At 60.8% G+C, this 20,754-nt stretch carries 16 protein-coding genes; 13 read left to right on the forward strand and 3 right to left on the reverse strand.

The features are described from left to right. Nucleotides 1-54: 54 nt before the first annotated feature. Both dtd and pip read right to left on the reverse strand, forming a co-directional pair. The gene (gene dtd / locus BMZ10_RS18420) at nucleotides 55-492 is read right to left on the reverse strand and encodes a D-aminoacyl-tRNA deacylase (RefSeq protein ID WP_093465438.1); all 438 of its coding nucleotides are present in this window, start codon (nucleotides 490-492) and stop codon (nucleotides 55-57) included. 89 nt (nucleotides 493-581) lie between these two features. Then, complete coding sequence (pip, locus tag BMZ10_RS18425; RefSeq protein WP_093465441.1) at nucleotides 582-1,553, reverse strand: prolyl aminopeptidase; 972 nt, start codon at nucleotides 1,551-1,553, stop codon at nucleotides 582-584. Nucleotides 1,554-1,910: 357 nt separating this feature from the next. Between pip and BMZ10_RS18430 the strand changes: the two genes are divergently transcribed. The 7 genes from BMZ10_RS18430 (at nucleotide 1,911) to BMZ10_RS18460 (ending at nucleotide 11,656) form a co-directional block, all read left to right on the forward strand. Further along, nucleotides 1,911-4,394: a glycogen/starch/alpha-glucan phosphorylase gene (locus BMZ10_RS18430; RefSeq protein WP_093465444.1), complete on the forward strand. Its 2,484-nt coding sequence runs from the start codon at nucleotides 1,911-1,913 to the stop codon at nucleotides 4,392-4,394. 226 nt (nucleotides 4,395-4,620) lie between these two features. After that, nucleotides 4,621-7,437 carry a DUF2339 domain-containing protein gene (locus tag BMZ10_RS18435; protein ID WP_371265990.1) on the forward strand — a complete coding sequence of 939 codons (2,817 nt, stop codon included), beginning with the start codon at nucleotides 4,621-4,623 and terminating at the stop codon, nucleotides 7,435-7,437. Beyond that, nucleotides 7,434-8,819 carry a DUF3999 domain-containing protein gene (locus tag BMZ10_RS18440; protein WP_093465449.1) on the forward strand — a complete coding sequence of 462 codons (1,386 nt, stop codon included), beginning with the start codon at nucleotides 7,434-7,436 and terminating at the stop codon, nucleotides 8,817-8,819. The genes BMZ10_RS18435 and BMZ10_RS18440 overlap by 4 nt, the downstream gene beginning before the upstream one ends. 198 nt (nucleotides 8,820-9,017) lie before the next feature. Next, entirely contained in the window at nucleotides 9,018-10,028 is a 1,011-nt protein-coding gene (locus tag BMZ10_RS18445) for a class 1 fructose-bisphosphatase (RefSeq protein WP_093465452.1), read from the forward strand. Nucleotides 10,029-10,034: 6 nt separating this feature from the next. Then, nucleotides 10,035-10,637 (forward strand): DUF924 family protein, encoded by a 603-nt coding sequence (locus tag BMZ10_RS18450; RefSeq protein WP_093465454.1) that lies wholly within the window; start codon nucleotides 10,035-10,037, stop codon nucleotides 10,635-10,637. A 180-nt stretch (nucleotides 10,638-10,817) separates the two neighbouring features. Further along, nucleotides 10,818-11,072: an outer membrane protein assembly factor BamE domain-containing protein gene (gene bamE, locus BMZ10_RS18455; RefSeq protein ID WP_093465457.1), complete on the forward strand. Its 255-nt coding sequence runs from the start codon at nucleotides 10,818-10,820 to the stop codon at nucleotides 11,070-11,072. Nucleotides 11,073-11,104: 32 nt separating this feature from the next. Continuing rightward, on the forward strand, nucleotides 11,105-11,656 hold the full coding sequence (locus BMZ10_RS18460) for a lipocalin family protein (RefSeq protein WP_371265991.1): 552 nt from the start codon (nucleotides 11,105-11,107) through the stop codon (nucleotides 11,654-11,656). Nucleotides 11,657-11,777: 121 nt separating this feature from the next. Here BMZ10_RS18460 and BMZ10_RS18465 read toward each other — a convergent pair whose 3' ends face one another. After that, complete coding sequence (locus tag BMZ10_RS18465; RefSeq protein ID WP_093465461.1) at nucleotides 11,778-13,142, reverse strand: formimidoylglutamate deiminase; 1,365 nt, start codon at nucleotides 13,140-13,142, stop codon at nucleotides 11,778-11,780. A 198-nt stretch (nucleotides 13,143-13,340) separates the two neighbouring features. Here BMZ10_RS18465 and hutC point away from each other — a divergent pair, with 198 nt between their 5' ends. From hutC to BMZ10_RS18495, 6 genes are all read left to right on the forward strand, one after another. Next, nucleotides 13,341-14,051, forward strand: a complete 711-nt coding sequence (hutC, locus tag BMZ10_RS18470) for a histidine utilization repressor (RefSeq protein ID WP_177182164.1) — start codon at nucleotides 13,341-13,343, stop codon at nucleotides 14,049-14,051. Beyond that, nucleotides 14,048-14,641 carry a HutD/Ves family protein gene (locus tag BMZ10_RS18475; RefSeq protein WP_093465467.1) on the forward strand — a complete coding sequence of 198 codons (594 nt, stop codon included), beginning with the start codon at nucleotides 14,048-14,050 and terminating at the stop codon, nucleotides 14,639-14,641. The genes hutC and BMZ10_RS18475 overlap by 4 nt, the downstream gene beginning before the upstream one ends. 117 nt (nucleotides 14,642-14,758) lie before the next feature. Beyond that, nucleotides 14,759-15,946 (forward strand): Na+/H+ antiporter NhaA, encoded by a 1,188-nt coding sequence (gene nhaA / locus BMZ10_RS18480; RefSeq protein ID WP_093465469.1) that lies wholly within the window; start codon nucleotides 14,759-14,761, stop codon nucleotides 15,944-15,946. Nucleotides 15,947-16,311: 365 nt separating this feature from the next. Further along, a complete protein-coding gene (gene hutU / locus BMZ10_RS18485; protein WP_093465472.1) occupies nucleotides 16,312-18,009 on the forward strand; it encodes a urocanate hydratase in 1,698 nt (565 codons plus the stop codon). Between the two features lie 175 nt (nucleotides 18,010-18,184). Continuing rightward, a complete protein-coding gene (locus tag BMZ10_RS18490; protein ID WP_093465475.1) occupies nucleotides 18,185-19,654 on the forward strand; it encodes a purine-cytosine permease family protein in 1,470 nt (489 codons plus the stop codon). Between the two features lie 125 nt (nucleotides 19,655-19,779). After that, complete coding sequence (locus BMZ10_RS18495; protein WP_093465478.1) at nucleotides 19,780-20,745, forward strand: ABC transporter substrate-binding protein; 966 nt, start codon at nucleotides 19,780-19,782, stop codon at nucleotides 20,743-20,745. Nucleotides 20,746-20,754: the final 9 nt, after the last annotated feature.

Raw genomic sequence — 20,754 nt, forward strand, 5'->3', positions numbered from 1 at the left:
GTATTTATGGCTTTTTGCCTAATAAATTCGGGTACAGCAGGCAAAACAGCGCAATCAGCTCTCCAACAAAAATGTCACAGGGCCATCATTGACCAGATGGACCTGCATGTCCGCACCAAATTGGCCCGTTTCGACCGTGTGATGCGAGCTTTTCGCCTTCAACACCAAATACTCGAACAACTCAGCTCCCAACGCTGGCGGTGCCGCCTTCGAAAAACTGGGGCGCATTCCGCTCCTGGTGTCTGCCGCCAGCGTGAACTGAGAAACCAGCAGCAAACCTCCACCGACATCGCTCAACGAGAGGTTCATCTTGCCGTCGGCGTCGCTGAACACCCGATAGTTAAGCAGCTTGTGCAGCAATTTGTCGGCACTGGCCTGCGTGTCCTGAGGCTCAACGCCCACCAGCACCAGCAGACCCTGATCGATGGCGCCGACCGTCACGCCCTCGACATCGACGCGCGCACTGCGCACGCGCTGAAGCAAACCTTTCATTTATGGATCTTCCCGGGATTCTCTCGAGTTCACAAAAACCTGGCGGGCACGAATTGATTCGCGCCCGCATGGGTATTCCGGATCAACAATCAAGCCTCTTCGGGGGGCAGATCCAGCAGGCGTCGCGCCACTTGTGAGGCGGCCCGGATCAGCGCATCGGTAATGCCGGGCTCCGAAGCCGAATGGCCGGCGTCACGGATGACCTGCAATTCACTGTTCGGCCATGCCTGATGAAGCTCCCAGGCGTTGTCCAGCGCACAGATCACATCATAGCGGCCATGCACGATGATGCCTGGCAGATGCGCGATCTTGTGCATATCGCGGATCAGCTGGTTTTCTTCGAGAAAAGCATTGTTCGTGAAGTAGTGGCACTCGATGCGCGCGATCGACAAGGCGCGCTGCGGCTCGGAGAAACGGTCGACCACCTGAGGATTCGGGCGCAGGGTTGCGACCCGCCCTTCCCACGTTGACCACGCTTTGGCCGCATGCATCTGGGCAATCTGATCGCTGCCCACCAGACGCTTGTGGAAGGCGCTGAGCAGATCGCCTCGCTCATCGGGAGGAATCGGTGCGACGTAGTCCTGCCAGTAATCCGGAAACAGTCGGCTCGCACCCTCCTGGTAAAACCATTTGATGTCTTGCGGGCGGCTCAGGAAGATGCCGCGCAGAATCAGCGCGTGGACGCGATCCGGATGCGTCTGGGCATAGGCCAGCGATAGCGTCGAGCCCCAGGAACCGCCGAACAGTACCCATTTATCGATACCCAGATGCGTGCGGATGCGCTCAAGGTCTTCGACCAGATGCCAGGTGGTGTTGTTTTCAAGATTGGCGTGGGGCGTGGAGCGACCACATCCGCGCTGATCGAATGTGATGATGCGGTACAGATTCGGATCGAAATAACGTCGGCTTTGTGCATCGCATCCCGAACCCGGCCCGCCGTGGATGAATACCACCGGCAAGCCATCCGGCGAGCCGCTTTCATCGACATACAGCACATGAGGCTCTTCCACTGCCAGATCGTGCCGGGCATAAGGTTTGATCTGCGGGTACAAAGTCTGCATAGGTGCTCCATAAGTCCAATTCAGGGGCTTCTATTTATCTGCCGTTGGGCATCATAAACCCGAATCGACAAATGATCATGCTTGCCTGTTACTGCTTCACTGTGACCTTTGTTTTCGCACGCCCGGCGGTGAAGATGATCATCACTGTCGCATGAAACGACACACGTCAGACGCGAGTGGAACGATCGATGCAAGCGTTTTATACGTTCAAATAGCTGCGAACCAGAGCGGCATGTCTGAGTCGAACCGTGAGTCATGCAAGCGGATATTTTACCCGCCGGGCAGGAAATAACCGACGACACCCCCTACAGTCAAACAACCCCATTTAATCGTCTAACCAACTTGAGGTCGTACCCGATGTCTCCGGAACCCAACGTTCGTGACGCTGAAGTGGCAGCATTCCGTGAAGCTGTGCTTACCAAACTCGAGTATGCCGTCGGTAAGGATGCCGACCACGCGTTCGACCATGACTGGTTCATGGCAATCGCCCTGGCGACCCGCGACAAGATGGCAGAGCGATGGATGAATCACACGCGCTACATCTATCGGCAGGAAAAAAAGCGCGTGTATTACCTCTCGCTCGAGTTTCTGATTGGTCGACTGATGTTCGACAGCCTCAGCAATCTGGGCATCCTGGAAGTCGCGCGTGAAGCGCTCAAAGACCTGAAGGTCGATCTGGAAAGAATCCGCACCCTGGAGCCCGACGCGGCCCTGGGCAACGGCGGCCTGGGTCGTCTGGCCGCCTGTTTCATGGAAAGCATGTCCACGCTGGGCATCGCCGGACACGGCTACGGCATTCGTTACGAACACGGCCTGTTCCGTCAGGCGATCGTGGATGGCTGGCAACAGGAACAGACTGAAAACTGGCTGGACTTCGGTAACCCGTGGGAATTCGAACGCCCGGAAGTGATTTACCAGATCGGCTTTGGCGGCAGCGTCCAGCCGGTTCTGGATGCCGCCGGAGCGCCGGTGCTCGACGCCTCTGGCGAAACGCGGCAGGTCTGGACAGCGGGCGAAACCGTGCGCGCCATTGCGTATGACACGCCGGTCGTGGGTTGGCGCGGTAAAGCGGTCAACACCTTGCGCCTGTGGCGTGCGCGTGCCGTCGAAGACTTGCATCTGGAGCGCTTCAACGCGGGCGACCACGTAGGTGCCGTGGCCGAAGTCGTCCGGGCTGAAAGTATCTCGCGCGTGCTTTACCCCAACGACAGCACCGAAGCCGGTCAGGAGCTGCGCCTGCGGCAGGAATATTTCTTCGTGTCGGCATCGCTGCAGGATCTGCTGCGTCGCCACAAGAACATGGGCTACTCGATCAACAGCCTGCCTGAACACGCCGCCATCCAGATGAACGACACGCACCCCTCGATCGCGGTGGCTGAGCTGATGCGCATCCTCATCGACATCTATGACGTTGAGTGGGACGAAGCCTGGCGCATTACTGTCGGTACCCTCGCGTACACCAACCACACGTTGTTGCCCGAGGCTCTGGAAACCTGGTCTGTGGGGCTGATGGAACGCATGCTGCCGCGCCACATGCAGATCATTTACATGATCAATGCGCAGCACATCGACGACGTACGCCTGGAGCACAAGGACGATCCGGACCTGTTCGGCCTGCTGCGTGCCGTGTCGCTGATCGAAGAAGACAACGGCCGCCGCGTGCGCATGGGTAACCTCGCGTTCCTGGGTTCGCACAGCGTCAACGGCGTATCGGCGTTGCACACTCAACTGATGCGCAAGACGGTGTTCGCGCAGCTGCATAAGCTGTACCCGGAGCGCATCAACAACAAAACCAACGGCATCACCTTCCGCCGCTGGCTGTTCCAGTCCAATCCGCAGCTGACCTCGATGCTGGTCAACGAACTGGGCGAACAGGTGCTCGATAATCACGAGACCGCGCTGCTGAAACTCGAGCCGTTGGCCAACGATCCGAAATTCCAGAAGGAATTTGCCGCTCAGCGACTCCAGAGCAAGCAGGCGTTGGCGACGATCATTCAGGAGCGGATGGGCATCGTCATCAATCCCGAAGCGATGTTCGATGTGCAGGTCAAACGTATCCACGAATACAAACGCCAACTGCTGAACCTTTTCCACACCGTGGCGCTGTATCAGGCCATGCGTGCCGATCCAAGCACCAACTGGGTGCCGCGCGTGAAGATTTTCGCCGGCAAGGCGGCCGCCAGTTATCACTCGGCCAAGCTGATCATCAAACTGGCGAACGACATCGCGCGCACCGTGAACAACGACCCGACCCTGCGCGGGCGCCTGAAAGTGGTGTTCATGCCTAACTACAACGTCAGTCTGGCCGAGAGCATCATTCCGGCAGCCGACCTGTCGGAGCAGATTTCCACCGCGGGCCTGGAGGCTTCCGGCACCAGCAACATGAAGTTCGGCCTCAACGGCGCGCTGACCATCGGCACGCTGGACGGCGCCAACGTGGAAATGAGCGAGCAAGTGGGGCTTGAGCACATGTTCATCTTTGGCATGTCCGCGCAGGAAGTCGAAGCGCGCAAGCACGCCGGCGAATTCAACGCCCATAACGACATTGCGGCGTCCGGACGTCTGAACGATGTGCTTCAGGCGATTCGCGGCGGGGTTTTCTCCCCGGACGATCCGTATCGTTATGCTGGGTTGATCGATCAGTTGATCAACTACGACCGCTTTTTCGTCTGCGCTGACTTCGAGTCGTACTGGCACGCCCAGGCCAAGGTCGAGGCACGCTGGCACGACTCCACCGAATGGTGGCGCTCGGCGGTGCTCAACACGGCGCGGATGGGCTGGTTCTCGTCTGACCGGACCATCCGTGAGTACGCCAACGACATCTGGAAGGCGCTGGATTAATAACCTGTAAACACCAGTAGGAGCGCGCTTGGTCTGGACCGCATCCGGACGAAAGCGCGCTCCTACAGGGGGTTTGCATCAAGCGCAGCAATCCGGCAGTGACCGGGTCCTCAGTCTCCGACACAAAATGTTTCCTCCCGCCCGGCGCCCGATATACTCCTCGCCATCGCCGGTCTGCGGCTGAAAAGGATGTGTTCGCGTGCAATGGATTCTTTTGTTGGCTGGCATGGTCATCGGGGCGGTGCTCGACGAATCACTGATTGGCGGCGTAGTCGGCGCAGCGATCGGGCTGTCCGCAGGTTTGAGCCTTCGCCTGTCGGCCATCAACCATGAAGCTGCCCGCCAAAAGGCCGAGCTGGCGCAAACGCGACTGGATCTACAGGCCATTCAGCAGCGCCTCGACCAACTGGATTCGGCGGCTGTGCAACTGCCGGGCGCTCCCGCAGCCACCCCGCTGGACATCGAGCCCATTTCGGATGCCGGTCCAGAGTTGATATGGGATCTACCGGACCTCGAGCCCGCCGCGCCGGAACCCGCAACCTCCGCCCAATGGCGTCCCTCCCCAGACACCACCCACCGCGCCGCCTCCGTCAGTCATTCACCCGCTCAGCCGAACCTGCTCGATCGCGCAGTCCTTCGCGCCAAAGACTGGCTTCTCGGCGGCAACACGGTGTTGCGGGTGGGCGTGGTTCTGCTGTTTCTCGGCCTTGCGTTTCTGCTGCGTTACGCCACCGAAGGCATGGTCGTACCGATCGAGGCCCGATACGCCGGTGTCGCGGCTGCTGCATTGGCGTTGCTCGGACTGGGCTGGTGGCTGCGCCAACGCAATGCCTCCTTCGCCCTGATGCTGCAGGGTACCGGCGTCGCCGTGCTGTACCTGACGGTCTTCGCGGCGATGAAGGTCCATACGCTGCTGGCGCCCGGCATGGCTTTCGGTCTGCTGGTGGCCGTCACGGTTTTCTCAGCCGTTCTGGCGCTCACCCAGAACGCTCTGGCGCTTGCCTGCGTCGCGGCACTGGGCGGTTTCGCAGCGCCGTTGCTCACCTCCTCCGGCGACGGCAGCCATGTGGCGTTGTTCAGCTACTTCGCGCTACTCAACGGCGGGATTTTTGCCATCGCGTGGTTCAAGGCCTGGCGCACGCTGAACCTGATCGGCTTCATCGGCACATTCGGCATCGGCTTCGCCTGGGGCCTGAACGCCTATACGCCAGCGCTGTTCTGGAGCACCGAACCGTTTCTCATCCTGTTCTTCCTGATGTATCTGGCGATCGGACTTCTGTTCGCCCGGCGCAAGTTACAGGAACACGCGATTGGCCCCGCGGACGGCAGTCGTGAAGCGTTGATGCGCTGGTCCGCGCGACAGAGCCATTACGTGGATGGGACGCTGCTGCTCGGGACGCCTATCGCCGGATTCGGCCTGCAATACGCGCTGATTCAGCACGTTGAATTCGGCGCTGCATTCAGCGCGCTGGTGTTGGGGGTTCTCTATATGGGTATCGCCCGGTTCCTCGCGGGGCGCGCGTCAGACCGGGCGCTGTTGCTGGTAGAGACCTGCCTGGCGTTGGGCGTGGTCTTCGCGACGCTGGCCGTCCCGCTGGGACTCAGCGCGCAATGGACCACCGTAGCGTGGGCCATCGAGGGCGCCGCGGTGTTCTGGCTCGGCATGCGTCAGGATCGGTTGCTTGCGCGGTTCTTCGGCTTGCTGCTGCAGCTGGGCGCAGGCTTTGCCTTTCTGGGCATTGTCGGACGCTGGTACTCGCCAAGCTTCAATCATGGGGATTTCTGGACGCCTTCGATCATCTCGATCGCCGGCCTGATCAGCGCTTTCACCGTCGAACGCATCGGCACGTTGCGTCTGGCGTTCAGCGAACGGGTGTTGCAACCCTCGTTGCTGATCTGGGGCGCGCTGTGGTGGTCGATCGCCCTATGCGTCAGTACCCATTACGTAGCGGGACCACGCGAAGTCCCGACCCTTCTGCTGCTGGGCGCGCTCAGCGTCGCGCTGTGGGCCGTGCTCGCCTTGCGCCTGAAATGGTCCGGGCTGGCGCAACTGTGCTGCCTGCTGACACCGGCGAGCGCGGTTTTACTGGGCCTGATGATTTTCAACCCTTACTACAACCCCGCCGCCGACTTCGGCTGGCTGAGCTGGCTTGCAGTGTTCGTCGCTCACGTGCTGACCCTCAAGCGCCTCGACGGCACGCTGGAATCGCGCTTGCGCAGTGCGTCTCACGTACTCGGATGCTGGCTGATCATCGGCGTGCTGTCGCTGGAGTTGAGGTACGGTCTGCTCGTGATGTCCGAGGCCTACAATGCGTGGCGATGGTTGGGCTGGGCGCTGCTGCCGAGCCTGTATCTGCTGGCAATGACGGCGCCGCGCAGTTGGCCGTGGCCGATTGATACGTACACGAAGGAATACCGTGTATGGGCCGCTGCACCGCTGGCAGCGCTGATGCTGACCTGGTTCTGGCTGGCGAACGGCTTCAGCGACGGCAATGCCGATCCCCTGCCGTACATTCCACTGCTCAACCCGCTGGAGCTGGGCCTGCTGATCACGCTGGCGGGCATTTTCAGCTGGCTTCGCAAACAGTTGCCGCCGTTGGGCGTCAGCGTCGACCACGCGCAGAAAGCCGCTCTGCTGATCGCCGGCGCGTCCCTGTTTGCGCTGATTACAGCGGTGGTCATGAGAACGGCGCATCACTGGGCTGGCGTCGCCTGGCAGACTGATGCACTGCTTGAATCCATGCGTGTGCAGGCCGGTCTTTCCATCGTCTGGACGCTGATGGCGCTGGCACTCATGATCGGCGGCCACCTGCGTGCACGCCGTGAGATGTGGATAGTCGGCGCCGCGCTGATCGGCGTGGTCGTGGCCAAACTGTTCTTCGTCGAGCTGAGCAATCGCGGCGGACTGGAGCGCATTGTTTCGTTTATCGGCGTTGGCATTCTGCTGCTTGTAGTGGGATATTTCGCACCATTACCGCCGAAAAACCCTACAAGAAGTCAGTCATCAATCGATGCTGCGCCTACCGATTCGGCACCGGAATGAAGCGCGTAAGGAGTCACCCGTTGAGCCGTCAGTGCATCTTCAAGGCCGCCATGTTCGGCTCTCTGCTGTGCGCAGCATTGCTGACTCAGGCGGAGGATTTGCCGGATGATTTCGCCAGTCACACGCCGCTGACCCTCAGCGGAGAAGGGCCGTGGTACAGCCTCGAACTGCCGCTCGGGCTGCAGCTCAATGCGCGCCAGGGCAATCTGAACGATGTGCGCGTGTTCAATGCCGACGGCCAGGCCCAGCCTTATGCGATCACCCTGGGACAGCCGCAGCGCGCGGCGGATGAAACGCCGGTCGCAGTGAAGTGGTTCGCGCTCTACAACAGCGACGACGCCAGGGACGCCGAACCCCGCATCCGCGTCGAACGCACGCCAGAGGGCACGCTGGTCGAGGTTCAGCCCCAAGGCGAAATCGAAGCCGGCGAAGAAGTTCTGCGCGGCTGGTTGCTGGACACCAGCGCCATCAAAGCACCCCTTGATCAATTGATCCTGGACTGGAGCACCGAGCGCGAAGGGTTCCAGCGTTTCAGCATCGAAGCGAGCGACGACCTGCAACACTGGCAACGCTGGGGAGAGGGTCAGGTGGCGCGGCTGTCCTTCGCCGACGAACTGGTCGAACAGCGCATCGTGACATTGCCCGGGCGAACCGCGCGTTACTTGCGGTTGCTGTGGAGCACGCCGCAATCGGCGCCCACACTGACCTCGGCGCAATTGGTCAGTACCCGCCCCGGCGTGCTGCCACTGAGCTGGTCGCCGACCATCAATGGCCGCGTGGAGAAACCGGGCGTATACGTGTGGCAGCTGCCTGTGGCGTTGCCGTTGGAGCGCATGAAGGTCGACATCGCTCAGCCCAACAGCCTGGCCCCTGCAACGCTTTACGCACGCCGCGACAGCAATGCGCCCTGGCAGATGATCGACAGCGGCCTGCTGTATCGCCTGACTCAGAATGGCCAGGATGCCGTGCAGGATGAAATGGAATTGCCGGGCAATGTCGTCCAGCAGTTGAAACTCGAAGTGGACGATCGAGGTGGTGGTCTGGGCAAGGATGCGCCGAAGCTGAGCTTTGCCGTGCGGGCCACGCAACTGGTGTTTCTGGCGCGCGGCGCACCGCCCTACAGCCTGGCCATCGGCAACGACAAGATCAAGGGCGCCAGCCTGCCGCTGAGCACGCTGGTGCCGGGTGTCACGCCCGAAAAAGCCGCGTCGTTCGGTAAAGCGTCGCTGGGCGTAGCGCCCGTGCCTGCCATGACGCCCGCGCTGCCGGCAGTCAGCGGGCCCGACTGGAAGCGCATCGGTCTGTGGAGCGTGCTGGTACTGGGCGTCGTGTTTCTGGGGTGGATGGCGTTGAGCACGCTGCGCACTTCACGCAGCAAATAAATATCGCGTCGGCGCCAGCACTGAACCGATCCCGCAATGGGGAAATCCCGCAGGATGCACATGAACTTGTAACTATTGAACGAATACGCTCATGTAGTTCGTGAACTCAATCACTACGAAGCCGGTCTGACAGGCAGTATTAACTCCCCACTCGCGCTAAACTGTGCGCGTTTTTTATTCCCATCTTCGGAGCTCTCCATGTCCCGCACTACCCTGAGTCGCTATCTGATTGAGCAGACCCGCAGCAACAACACTCCTGCCGATCTGCGCTTCCTTATCGAAGTGGTGGCGCGTGCGTGCAAGGAAATCAGCCACGCGGTATCCAAAGGCGCGCTGGGCGGCGTGCTTGGCAGCATGGGTACCGAGAACGTGCAAGGTGAGGTACAGAAGAAACTGGACGTGATGTCCAACGAAATCCTGCTGGAAGCCAACGAATGGGGCGGCCACCTGGCAGGCATGGCTTCCGAGGAAATGGACAACGCTTACCAGATCCCGGGCAAATACCCCAAAGGCGCTTACCTGCTGGTGTTCGACCCACTGGACGGTTCGTCCAACATCGACATCAACGCCCCGGTCGGCACCATCTTCTCGGTGCTGCGTTGCCCTAACGAGTACCTGAGCCAGAACGAAGCGCTGAACGAAAAGGCCTTCCTGCAGCCGGGCACTCAACAGGTTGCCGCCGGTTATGCCATCTATGGCCCGCAGACCATGCTGGTTCTGACCCTGGGCGACGGCGTCAAAGGCTTCACCCTGGACCGCGAAATGGGCAGCTTCGTGCTCAGCCATGAAGACATCCGCATCCCGGAATCCACTCAGGAATTCGCGATCAACATGTCTAACCAGCGTCACTGGGAAGCCCCGGTCAAGCGCTATGTCGAAGAGCTGCTGGCGGGCGAAGAAGGCCCTCTGAAGAAGAACTACAACATGCGCTGGGTGGCCGCGATGGTTGCCGACGTGCACCGCATCCTGACCCGTGGCGGCCTGTTCATGTACCCGCGCGATGCGCGTGAGCCTTCCAAGCCAGGCAAACTGCGCCTGATGTACGAGGCCAACCCGATGTCGTTCCTGGTCGAACAGGCTGGCGGCGCTTCCACTGACGGTCATCAGCGGATTCTCGACATTCAGCCTGAAGGCCTGCACCAACGCGTGGCTGTGTTCCTGGGCTCGAAAGAAGAAGTGGAACGCGCTACGTCCTATCACAAGGAATAACGGATCATGAGCGCGCCCTGGCTGCCGCTGCTGGATTGGTGGTTCGGCTCCGCTGAATCGCCAGCAGAGGCCGCGAGGGAGAAGAACAGGCTCTGGTTCGGCAAGAAGAAATCCCAGGACACCGACGCGTTGAATCGCTTCGGCGGTCTGGTGGACCTTGCGCTCAAAGGCGGGCTTTCCGAATGGACGGCCACGCCGCAAGGCTGGTTGGCGCTGGTGCTGTTGCTCGATCAGCTGCCGCGCATGATCTTCCGCGACACACCCAACGCGTATGCCGGAGACGCCCGCGCTCAGGCGCTCGTCGCCCACGGCCTGAAGCTTCATCGCGATCTGGCCTTGACGCCTTTGCAACGCACGTTCATTTATCTGGTGCTCGAGCACACCGAGGACCTTGCCGCTCAGGATGAAGCGATTCGCCGCTTCACCGCCCTGCTCGATCTGCTGCCTGCCACGGATCGCGAATACTTCACCAGCACGCTGAACTACGCCAAAAAGCATCGCGTGGTCATCGAGCGGTTCGCCAGATTCCCCCACCGCAACGCCGCGCTCGGCCGAGAATCGACGCCTGAGGAAGTAGAATTCCTGAAGGAGCGTGGTTCGCGGTTTTAAGCCCGTTCGCCGCCTTGTTCCGGCAAATAGGCAGGGATCGTGAAGCCGCCCCGAATGGAAGTTCTGCCTCCACGGAACCAGACCTGCGGTTTTCTCTTCTAAGCTTTCGGCATCGCGCCAGTGACCCGGGCCAGCCCCTCACCGTGCCGTCGCCCCCTCTCGATTCAGGAGCTTCATTCCATGTCTTTGCGCTCTCTAGCGTTATTGTCGTTCTGCGTGCTGCTTGCGGCGTGCAGCAAGATCAACCAGGAAAACTACTCGAAAATCAAAGCCGGCATGTCCAAGGCCGAGATCGAGCAGTTGCTGGGCAAGCCGACCGAATGCTCAGGTGCCTTGGGCATGTCCAGCTGCACCTGGGGTGATCAGAAGACGTTCATCAGCGTTCAGTACGCTGCCGATAAAGTCGTTTTGCATACGGGTCAGGGCCTGGAATGAATACTCGTCGCGTGATGAAACTGGCCGCAATGATGGCCGCTGCAGTGTGGCTGTCGGCCTGCTCAGTAACCCCGGAAGGTGAATCCATGGCACCCAGAACTGTCGATCACGTCGACCTCAAGCGCTATCAGGGCACGTGGTATGAACTGGCACGACTGCCGATGTTTTTCCAGCGCAACTGCGCGCAATCGGAGGCGCATTACGCCCTGAAGGATGACGGCAATATCGCGGTCACCAACCGTTGCCGCACCCAGGAAGGCAAGTGGGAAGAAGCGACCGGTACGGCCTCGCCTCAGGTTCAGGGCAAGACCGACAAGCTGTGGGTGGTGTTCGATAACTGGTTCTCGCGACTGCTGCCCGGCCTTGCGAAAGGCAACTATTGGGTGCTGTACGTCAGCGACGACTACAAGCTGGCGCTGGTCGGCAACCCGAATCGCAAATACCTCTGGCTGCTGTCGCGTACCGCCCACGTCTCCGACAGCGTGCGCAACGACCTGCTGATCAAAGCGCAGCAGCAGGGCTACGACACGACCAAGCTGATCTGGAGAGTCGACGACTCGCAGATTGGGAAGTCAGCGCAATAGCGCCGCTTCCAGACAGGCGCGAGCTGCCCGCGATTAAGGCATATCCGGCAATGTGATGCCGACCAGCCGCAGTTGCGGGCAAGCTCAGTTCTGCAGAACATTCATTCCCGCATGCTGCGGGTTAGCCCAGCAATTCTCGCAGCACCTGCGCAAACGCCCGGCTGCTGTGCTCTTCGTCAGCGTGTCGCCCGTCGCGGATTACCCAGCGCCCGTTGACCATCACCTCGCGAATCTGCCGGTCGCTGCCTGCGAACAGCCACCGATTGAGAATCGCATCCCCCGAAGCCGTCGACAGGTACGGATCGTTACCGTCGAGCACCAGCCAGTCTGCACGCTTGCCGACTTCCAGCGCACCGATCGGTTGGCCCATGGCCTGAGCGCCGCCTGACAACGCAGCGTCGTACAACGTGCGGCCGACCATCGGCTGATCTGCCCGGTGCAGGCGATTGCGACGCTGATCACGCAGACGCTGGCCATATTCGAGCCAGCGCAGTTCCTCGACCACGCTCAACGACACATGGCTGTCGGAGCCGACGCCCCAGCGTCCGCCCTGAGCGATGTAATCCACGGCCGGAAAAATCCCGTCACCCAGGTTTGCTTCTGTGGTCAGGCACAGCCCCGCGACGGCGCCGCTTCGGGCCATCGAGGTCACTTCATCGGCTTGCGCATGCGTGGCATGGACCAGGCACCAACGCGGATCTACATCGACGTTCTCGAACAGCCACTGCAACGGACGACGGCTGCTCCAGCTCAGGCAGTCGTCCACTTCCTTCTGCTGCTCGGCAATATGAATGTGCACCGGACAGTGCTTATCACTGGCTGACATGACCTCGCTGATCTGCCGGGGCGTCACCGCCCGCAGCGAATGAAAACACAGACCCAGCGCCTGCGCGGGCTGCTCGCTGATGAAAGGCCGCAGCTGATTGTGCAGGTCCAGGTAACTTTGCGTGCTGTTGATAAACCGGCGCTGGCCCTCGTTGGGCGCCAGCCCGCCGAAACCTGAGTGGCTGTAAAGCACGGGAAGCAGCGTCATGCCGATCCCCACTGAACGGGCTGCCTGACTGACCTGCAGTGCGAGTTCGGCGGGATTGGCGTAAGGCTTGCCATCGGCGTCCTGATGCACGTAATGAAATTCGGCGACCGAGGTGAAACCGCCTTTAAGCATTTCGATGTACAGCTGGCGGGCGATGATGCCCAGTTGCTCCGGGCTGATCTGGCCAACAAGCCGGTACATCAGATCGCGCCAGGTCCAGAAGCTGTCATTGGGGTTGCCCGCCACTTCCGCCAGACCCGCCATGGCGCGCTGGAATGCGTGCGAATGCAGATTGGGCATGCCCGGCACCACCGGCCCGCTGAGCAGTTCGGCGCCCTGACGATCGGCACCCGCCTGAACGCTCGTCAACAGCCCATCTGCGCTGACTTCAAAACGTACGTCATTGGCCCAGCCTGTGGGCAACAACGCGCGTTCGGCAAAGAAAACGGACATGGTTTCGCACCCCTCGCGTGAAATTGTCTATACATATACAGACGTTTGCCTGCCCGGTAAACTGCGGCAAGCTTGTCGGCACACGCGTTAATGGTTAGCGTGGACGCTGTTGGTCATGTCTTCTTTTCGTCTCATAACGCCATAACAAGGATTTTCTCTGTGCCGACTCCGCCTGCCAACTCTCCGCTGGCCGCCCAGATGGGTGACAGTCCGGCGCCGCTTTACGCTCGGGTCAAGCAAATGATCACCCAGCAAATTCAGAACGGCAGCTGGCCGCCTCATCATCGCGTGCCCTCCGAGAGCGAGCTGGTGACCCAGTTGGGCTTCAGCCGCATGACCATCAACCGCGCCCTGCGTGAAATGACCGCCGAAGGGCTTCTGGTGCGCATGCAAGGCGTCGGTACCTTCGTCGCAGAACCCAAGACACAGTCCGCCCTGTTCGAAGTCCACAATATCGCCGATGAAATCGCCGCCCGGGGCCACGTCCATACCTGCCAGGTGATCATTCTGTGCGAGGAAGCCGCGGGCTCCGAACGCGCGCTGGCGCTGGACATGCGTGAAGGACAGCGGGTATTCCATTCGCTGATCGTGCATTTCGAAAACGATATCCCCGTGCAAATCGAAGACCGCTTCGTCAACGCGCTCGTCGCGCCCGAATACCTGCGTCAGGATTTCACCAGACAGACGCCTTACGCCTACCTCAACCAGGTTGCGCCGCTGACCGAAGGCGAGCACGTGGTGGAAGCGATACTGGCCGAGCCCGACGAATGCAAACTGTTGCAGATCGAGACCGGCGAGCCGTGCCTTCTGGTGCGCCGCCGGACCTGGTCCGGCCGACAGCCGGTCACCGCCGCACGCCTGATCCATCCCGGCTCCCGTCATCGTCTTGAAGGACGCTTCAGCAAATGACCCGATTGACCGTTCTCCGCGCCGCCGATTATCCACGCATGCCCTGGAAAAATGGTGGCGGCAGCACTGAAGAGATCACCCGCGACGCCGGCCAAGGCCTCGACGGCTTTGGCTGGCGCCTGTCGATTGCGGACATCGGCGAATCGGGTGGTTTTTCGCTGTTCGCCGGGTATCTGCGGATCATCACGGTGCTGCAAGGCGCAGGCATGATTCTGAACATCGATGGCAAGGACAGCGAGCCACTGCTGCCCTCGGACCCGTTCGCATTCAGCGGCGACAGCAACGTGAACTGCACGCTGCTCGATGGCCCGATCCGCGATTTCAACCTGATCTACGAGCCGACGCGTTACCGCGCGCGCCTTCAATGGATCGACGTGCTGCAGCCGCAACGGTTCTTCAGTTCAGCCAACGCGTTTCTGGTGTTCAGCACGGCCGAACAGATGGCGGCCAACGTGGGCGATCACCCTCCGCAATTGCTGGAGCGCCATGATTGTCTGCAACTGGACAACGCCGAAGGCTCGCTGTTGGAAGTGGTCCTTTATGCGCCGCGTGCAAGCCGGGTCTGCGTGATCGAGCTGACCGCGATCTGAGTGCCTAATTGCAGCAACACGCTTGTCACGCTCCCACGCCTTCGGCAACAGCGAGCCTGCACTGCCTCATACCACCTGTGCTAATTTGCGTTCTTTTCAACCCGCACAAGGACGCCGATGAATCCGCTTACCCCTCAGAAAGAAAGCCCAAGAGCGCTCGCCATCCTCACCGGCTTTCTGGCTTCGGAGTCTGCTGGCGGCATCGTTCTCATGGTCGCGGCGCTGGCGGCGATCATCGTTGCCAACTCACCGATCGCACCTCTCTATTTCGCATCGCTGCACAGCGTCTGGGCCGGACTGTCGGTGGAGCTGTGGATCAACGATGGTTTGATGGCAATCTTCTTTCTGATGGTGGGCCTGGAGATCAAGCGTGAAGTGCTGGCGGGCGGTCTGGCCAGCTGGGGCCAGCGCGCCCTCCCCGGCTTTGCGGCGGCGGGCGGCATGCTGGTGCCTGCGCTGATTTACATCGCTATCAACATGGGCAACGCCGAAACACTGAGCGGCTGGGCAATTCCGGCCGCCACCGACATTGCATTCGCATTGGGCGTGCTCTCGCTGCTGGGTAAGCGCGTTCCGACCTCGCTGAAAGTGTTTCTTGCTGCTCTGGCGATCCTCGACGACCTCGGCGCGGTCACGATCATCGCGCTGTTTTACAGCACAGGCCTGAACCTGCCGATGCTCGGTGCCTCGTTCGTGACGCTGGCCGTGCTGGTGATCATGAACCGCATGGGCGTCCAGCGATTGCTGCCCTATCTGCTGCTCGGCCTGCTGCTGTGGTTTTTCGTGCTGCAGTCAGGCGTCCACGCGACGCTGGCAGGCGTCGCTCTGGCGTTGTGCATTCCACTGGGCACGCGCGAGGAAGAGGCTCGCTCGCCACTGCTGTTTCTCGAAGAGAAGATGCACTACTGGGTGGCCTTCGCCGTCGTCCCGATTTTCGGCTTTGCCAATGCGGGCGTGTCACTGTCCGGCATCACGCCCGGTAACCTCCTGGATCCGGTGCCGCTCGGCGTCGCGCTGGGCCTGTTCGTCGGCAAGCAGATCGGTGTGTTCCTGGCCGCGGCCCTGGCCATCCGCTCAGGCCTCGCCGCTCTGCCCGAAGGCAGCAACTGGCCGCAGCTTTACGGTGTCGCCTTGCTGTGCGGCATCGGCTTCACGATGAGCCTGTTCATCGGCAATCTGGCGTTCCCCGGCGCGCCGCATCTGATCGACGAAGTGAAAGTCGGCGTGCTCATGGGCTCGATTCTGTCTGCGCTGGCCGGCGTGATGCTGTTGCGCAGCGTCGCTGGCCGCTCATCAGCGCGCTGAGCCGTGGCGGGGCGCTGATCGACTCAGCGCCTGTTACCCGACGCACCGGCTTGGGGCGTGCGCACCCAAAAGTAACAAAACAGGCTTTCGCGTAACGCCAGTTCTTATTGCCAGATTCTCCGCCCAATCCTCTTGAGCGCGACACGCTGCGGCTTTGCGGCGATTTTCCAATACGCGTGAGAAGTTGGCCCTTCGGTTGCATATGCTTGTATGTACAAGTAAATATGAGTACGCATGAGTATGTGCCGCCCTCTGTCGAGATTCATCGACCGCGGCGCTCGATCTGCTAAACCCATATTCCGCCTGTTCGACACAGGCACCGTCAGCCCAGTGCCTGGGCCGGATTGATCACCGAGGATTGTTACGTGACTACTGACAACAAAACCCCCGTTCAGCAATGGACCAGACGCCGCGACGTGGAAATCCGCGCGGCACGTGGCACGCAGTTGACCGCCAAGAGCTGGCTGACCGAAGCGCCGTTGCGGATGTTGATGAACAACCTGGATCCGGAAGTCGCCGAGAACCCCAACGAACTGGTGGTGTATGGCGGTATTGGTCGCGCGGCGCGTAACTGGGAGTGCTACGACAAGATCGTTGAGAGCCTCACCCAACTGAACGACGATGAAACCCTGTTGGTGCAATCGGGCAAACCCGTCGGCGTTTTCAAGACCCACAGCAACGCCCCACGCGTGCTGATCGCCAACTCCAACCTGGTTCCGCACTGGGCAAGCTGGGAACACTTCAACGAACTGGACGCCAAAGGCCTGGCCATGTACGGCCAGATGACCGCTGGCAGCTGGATCTACATCGGCAGCCAAGGCATCGTCCAGGGCACCTACGAAACCTTCGTTGAAGCCGGTCGCCAGCATTACGATGGCAACCTCAAGGGACGCTGGGTGCTGACCGCCGGTCTGGGCGGCATGGGCGGTGCACAGCCCTTGGCCGCGACGCTGGCCGGCGCGTGCTCGCTGAACATCGAGTGCCAGCAGAGCCGCATCGATTTCCGACTGAAAAGCCGTTATGTCGACGAACAGGCCAACGACCTGGACGATGCTCTGGCGCGCATCGCCAAGTACACCGCCGAAGGCAAGGCGATCTCGATCGCACTGCTGGGCAACGCCGCTGAAGTACTGCCGGAACTCGTGAAGCGTGGCGTGCGTCCGGACATGGTAACCGACCAGACCAGCGCCCACGACCCGCTCAACGGCTACCTGCCAAAAGGCTGGACCTGGGAGCAATACCGCGATCGCGCTGTCACCGAGCCTGCCGCAGTGGTCAAAGCCGCCAAGCAATCGATGGCCGAGCACGTCGAAGCGATGTTGGCGTTCCAGAAGCAAGGCATTCCGACCTTCGACTACGGCAACAACATCCGTCAGATGGCCAAAGAGGAAGGCGTCAGCAACGCGTTCGACTTCCCAGGCTTCGTACCCGCCTACATCCGTCCTCTGTTCTGCCGTGGCATCGGCCCGTTCCGCTGGGCAGCGCTGTCGGGCAACCCGGAAGACATCTACAAGACAGACGCAAAGGTCAAGGAGCTCATCCCGGACGACGCGCACCTGCACAACTGGCTGGACATGGCCCGCGAGCGCATCAGTTTCCAGGGTCTGCCGGCACGTATCTGCTGGGTCGGCCTGGGCCAGCGTGCCAAGCTGGGTCTGGCGTTCAACGAAATGGTTCGCCGTGGCGAGCTTTCGGCACCGGTCGTGATCGGTCGTGACCATCTGGACTCAGGCTCCGTGGCAAGTCCGAACCGCGAGACCGAATCCATGCGCGACGGCTCCGACGCCGTGTCCGACTGGCCTCTGCTCAATGCCCTGCTCAACACCGCGAGCGGCGCGACCTGGGTGTCGTTGCACCATGGCGGCGGCGTCGGCATGGGCTTCTCGCAGCACTCGGGCATGGTCATCGTCTGTGACGGCAGCGACGAGGCCGCCGAGCGCATCGCCCGCGTATTGCACAACGACCCGGCAACCGGCGTGATGCGCCACGCCGATGCGGGCTACCAGATCGCGATCGATTGCGCCAAAGAGCAGGGCCTGAACCTGCCGATGATTAACAAGTAAGGCGGCATACGGACGGATATCCCGAATCCTGTAGGAGTGAGCTTGCTCGCGATGACGTCGGCACATTCGACATAACGGATGACTGATACACCGCCATCGCGAGCAAGCTCACTCCTACAGGGGGTGCGTCCAGCAGAGTCCGCGTACCAACACTCGCTCCAGGGGAATGTTTGAAATGGCTGTTCCAGATGATCGTGTTGCACATTCTTCCGTAATCGAAAAGCGTTCGATCGATTACATCCCTGACGCGGAAAGGCATGGCCGTCTGTTCAGCCAGTTCACACTCTGGCTGGGCGCCAACCTGCAGATCACCGCGATTGTCACCGGGGCCCTGGCGGTGGTGCTTGGCGGCGATGTGTTCTGGTCGCTGATCGGGCTGTTCGTCGGTCAGTTGCTGGGCGGAGCGGTCATGGCGCTGCATGCCGCACAAGGTCCGAAGCTCGGCCTGCCGCAGATGATCTCCAGCCGCGTGCAATTTGGCGTCTACGGCGCCGTGATCCCGCTGGTGCTGGTGTGTCTGATGTACATCGGTTTCTCGGCCAGCGGCTCGTTGCTGGCCGGGCAGGCGGTCGCTCAATTGATTCAGGTTCCCGACTGGCAAGGCATCGTGATTTTCGCTGCGGCCATCGTGGTCCTGACCATCTTCGGCTACCGGGTCATTCACATGATCGGCCGGGTCGCCAGCCTCATTGGCGTGGTCTCCTTCATCTACTTGTTCGGCGCGCTGCTGGCAGGCAACGATGTCGGCGCGTTGCTGGGCAACAAGCACTTTTCGCTGAGCAGCTTTCTGCTCGCCATTTCACTGTCGGCGTCGTGGCAGATCGCGTTCGGTCCGTATGTCGCAGACTACTCGCGCTACCTGCCGCGCAGCACGTCGGCCAGCAAGACGTTCTGGGCCGTTGGCCTGGGCGCAGTGATCGGCGCGCAGGTGTCGATGGTGTTCGGCGTTTTTGCGGCAGCGCTGGCAGGCAAACAGTTCGCTCACCACGAAGTGCAGTTCATCGTCAGCCTGGGTGGCACAGGCGCTGTTGCGGCGGCGCTGTATTTCAGCATCGCCTTCGGCAAAGTCACCGTCACCACACTCAATGCCTACGGCAGCTTCATGTCGATGGCGACCATCGTCAGCGGCTTTCGCGGCAACCGTCACATCTCCAGCGCACTGCGCCTGACCTACATTTTCGCAATGGTCGGCATCGCCACTGCGCTGGCCCTGGCCGGTAAAGACTCGTTCCTCAAGGATTTCTCCGCGTTCATCCTGTTCCTGCTGGCGTTCTTCACGCCTTGGAGCGCAATCAATCTGGTGGACTTCTACTGCATCACCAAAGAGCGCTACGACATTCCTGCCCTCTCGGACCCTGACGGCCGCTACGGACGCTGGAACTGGATCGGGATCAGCATTTACGTCGTCGGTGTGCTGATCCAGATGCCATTCATCTCCACGCATTTCTACACTGGACCTTTGGTGGCCAGCCTGGATGACACCGATATCTCATGGATCATCGGCCTGGTGGTGCCTGCTGCGCTGTATTACGTGGCGGCGAAGAAGTGGCCCGGCAGAATTGCGGATCGCTTGATCCTGCCCCCAGAGCAGGATGCGCCCAACGCACGGCATCACGTTGTACCTGCTGGAACGGCGATGAACTGACCGCCGCTGATGCACGTCTGTTTAAGCTGGAGTGAAGCGGGACGGGACCACCAAGTGTCCTTCCCATCGGCTGGATGCCACTTGCTTACTGCCGTAATCCAACTCAAGACCAGGAGCGTCTCACAATGAAAACCAAAAAGGCCCTGCTATCCACGTTGCTGACAGTGGGTGTGCTTGCCAGCGGCGCGAGTCAGGCGGCGGGATGGTGCGAGTCCGGCAAGCCGGTGAAATTCGCCGGTTTGAACTGGGAAAGCGCAATGCTGCTGACAGACGTGCTGCAAGTCGTGCTGAACAAGGGGTATGGCTGTGAAGTGGACAGCTTGCCTGGCAACTCCATCACCATGGAGAACGCCCTGAGCACCAACGACATCCAGATTTTTTCCGAAGAATGGGTGGGCCGCAGCGAGGTCTGGAACAAGGCCGAGGCCGCCGGCAAAGTCGTCGGCGTGGGCGCACCGGTCAAAGGCGCCGTGGAAGGCTGGTACGTGCCGCGCTATGTGATTGAAGGCGATGCCAAACGCAAACTGGAGGCCAAGGCCCCGGACCTGAAATCCATCGCTGATCTGGGCAAATACGCGGCGCTGTTCAAGGACGCCGAAGAGCCTGAAAAAGGTCGCTTCTACAATTGCCCGGCAGGCTGGACGTGCGAGCTGGAAAACAGCGAGATGCTGAAAAGCTACGGGCTGGAAAGCAAATACACCAACTTCCGCCCCGGCACCGGCCCGGCGCTCGACGCTGCGATTCTGTCCAGCTACAAGCGTGGCGAGCCGATCCTGGCTTACTACTGGTCGCCGACGCCGCTGATGGGTCAGGTGGACATGGTGCGTCTGGAAGAGAAAGCCGGCGTCAACAAGACCATCGACATCAAGGTGGGCCTGTCCAAAGCCTTCCACGATCAGGCCCCTGAACTGGTCGCCGTGATGGAAAAGGTCAACATCCCGATCGACCTGCTCAACCAGAATCTGGCGCGCATGACCAAGGACCGCATCGAGTCGCCGAAACTGGCGAAGATCTTCCTCAAGGAACATCCTGAAGTGTGGCATCAGTGGGTCAGCGAAGATGCTGCCAAGAAAGTTGATGCGTCACTCTGACGGGCAGCG

Source organism: Pseudomonas sp. NFR16 (assembly GCF_900108875.1).
In the GTDB taxonomy this organism is placed as follows: Bacteria; Pseudomonadota; Gammaproteobacteria; order Pseudomonadales; family Pseudomonadaceae; genus Aquipseudomonas.